Source organism: Polaromonas sp. AER18D-145 (genome assembly GCF_002379095.1).
Lineage (GTDB): Bacteria > Pseudomonadota > Gammaproteobacteria > Burkholderiales > Burkholderiaceae_C > Polaromonas.
Genome location: NZ_NBZV01000098.1, coordinates 1 through 2,299, shown reverse-complemented (window position 1 = coordinate 2,299; position 2,299 = coordinate 1). Strand labels below are relative to the sequence as shown.

Annotated in this window: 2 protein-coding genes and 1 pseudogene; all 3 read left to right on the top strand. The window is 55.9% G+C overall.

The features are described from left to right. Positions 1 to 341: pseudogene (locus tag B7G52_RS24280) on the top strand (hypothetical protein); the annotation flags it as partial. A gap of 302 nt (positions 342 to 643) precedes the next feature. Further along, a complete protein-coding gene (locus B7G52_RS22945) occupies positions 644 to 1,132 on the top strand; it encodes a Cache 3/Cache 2 fusion domain-containing protein (protein ID WP_096699971.1) in 489 nt (162 codons plus the stop codon). Between the two features lie 106 nt (positions 1,133 to 1,238). Beyond that, a partial coding sequence (locus tag B7G52_RS24400; RefSeq protein WP_170954861.1) for an MCP four helix bundle domain-containing protein occupies positions 1,239 to 2,299 on the top strand: 1,061 nt, incomplete at its 3' end.

Below are 2,299 nucleotides of genomic sequence, written 5' to 3'. Positions count from 1 at the left end.
CCGAGATCACGGCGGCCAGCCAGGAGCAGACGGCTGGGATTGAGCAGATCAACCAGGCGATCACGCAGATGGACCAGGTGACGCAGCAAAACGCGGCGCTGGTGGAAGAAGCGGCCGCGGCAGCGTCCTCGCTGCAGGAGCAGGCCAGCGGGCTCAGTCAGGTGGTCAGTGTGTTCAGGCTGGGCGGTGAACAGGTGCAGCACCAGGATCACGCGGCGCCCGCCCGTCCTGCGAGTCCCAAGGCCAGGCCCATGCAGCCGCCGCCGGCCAAACGCGCCATTGCTGCGCCCCAACAGGGCCAATTCGACGAGGAAGACGAATTCATTGCTGTTGCGAACTAGATGGTGGCTACAGTTTCTCCCCATTTGGCCGTTAAACAGATGCAGACATCTGCGATGGCCATTGTTTCCCGGCACGGCGCGTATCAGGCGTGCCGCCACGCTCACTAATAAGGAATTCTCATGCACGCGACAACAAGCATCCTCCACCCATCGACTGCATCGGTGATGCCGGTCTAAAGTAATTTTTTCCGCTGCCGATAGAAAGGACGGTATGCGCCATCGAAGGCGATTCGATGTAGAAAAAACCAGAATAGAACGTGGTTGAACAAGCTGTTCTTTTATTTATCATTTAGGAGTTATTCATGAAAAAAATCATCACCACCCTCGCTACCCTGCTGGTCTTGTCGGCGACTTCAGTCTATGCCAATGACCCGAAGGCGACCATGGCGGCGCTGGATGCCAGGCTTGCCAAAATTGGAGAGGCTAAATTGGAAGGCACCGAGAAAGCCGGCGAGCTGACGGTTCCCGGTCTGTATTTCGGCGCCCGCAAGATCAACAACAACTACGACGTGGTTGACGAGATCAAGAAGTCGTCCGGCGCTACGGCCACGGTATTTGTGAAACATGGCGACGACTTTGTCCGTGTCAGCACCAATGTATTGACGCCCGAGGGCAAGCGCGGCGTTGGGACGACCTTGGCCAAAGCCAAAGCCTATGAGGCTGTGAGCAAAGGCGAGCTGTTTTGCGCTACGGTGGACGTGCTGGGAACTGCTTTTGATGCCTGCTACAACGCTATCAAAGACAAGGGTGGCAAGATCATTGGCGCCAGCTATATCGGCTTCAAGAAGTAAGCCCTTCACCGCCATCCCGCCAAGCCGTTTCTGGAGTTTCCCCGGAAGCGCCTTGGTGTTTTTTTGACGTGCATTGCACGTCTACATTGATTGAAGAAAAATAATCATGAACGTTTTTACCGGACTTTCCAACTGGCTTACCGCCATGAAAATCGGCACCAAGCTCGTGCTGGGGTTTTTGCTGGTTCTTGCGCTGACTGTTCTGATTGGCGGGTTTTCCATACTCAAGCTGGAGCAGGTTAACCATGTTTCCAGCGAGTTGGCCCTCAAGTGGATGCCCAGCATTGGCTACACCACCACCATGCGAAGCTCGATGCTTGAAATTCGCGCTCTGGAGGTCAAGCACGCCCACGCCTCGGACGTCGGCTATATGGAAGAGTATGAAGAAAAGATGAAGGCTGCGCTAGCCATCGTCACAGCGAACAGCAAGGATTACGAAAAAATGATTGACGACGCTGAAGGGAAAAAACTCTTTGGTACTTTCACGAAAGCGTGGGCGGAATATTTAACCTTCAACACGAAAGTTGTGGCCTTTGGCCGGGCCAATATGCCGGAAGACGCGAAAGAGATTGGAGAGGGCGCTGCAAAATCGACCTCGGACGATGCGATTTCCGCGCTGGACAAATTGACGGCGCTCAACTTTACAGGCGGCAAGGCTGCCGCTGAGCACGCTAACGCGGTTTACGACAATGCCAAAATGTGGACTTTGGGTTTGCTGGCCGGTGCGCTGCTGATCGGGATGTCTTTAGCCCTTGTCATCACTCGCAACTTGCTCAGGCAGTTGGGTGGAGAACCCAGTTATGCCACATTGATGACAACCGCCATTGCTGATGGAAAGCTGTATGTGGACGTTGCCTTGCGCGATGGAGATTCCGACAGCCTGCTTGCCGGCATCAAAAACATGCGCGACAGCCTCGCAAAGATGGTGACGGAAGTGCGCAGTGGCATCGACACCATTTCCACAGCCTCCAGCCAGATCGCCGCCGGCAACCACGACCTGTCGTCCCGGACCGAAGAACAGGCCAGCTCCCTGGAAGAGACCGCAGCATCGATGGAAGAGCTGACCAGTACCGTCAAACAAAACGCCGACAACGCCCGCCAGGCCAACCAGCTGGCCGTGACGGCCTCCAGCGTCGCGGTCAGGGGCGGCAGCGTGGTGTCCCAGGT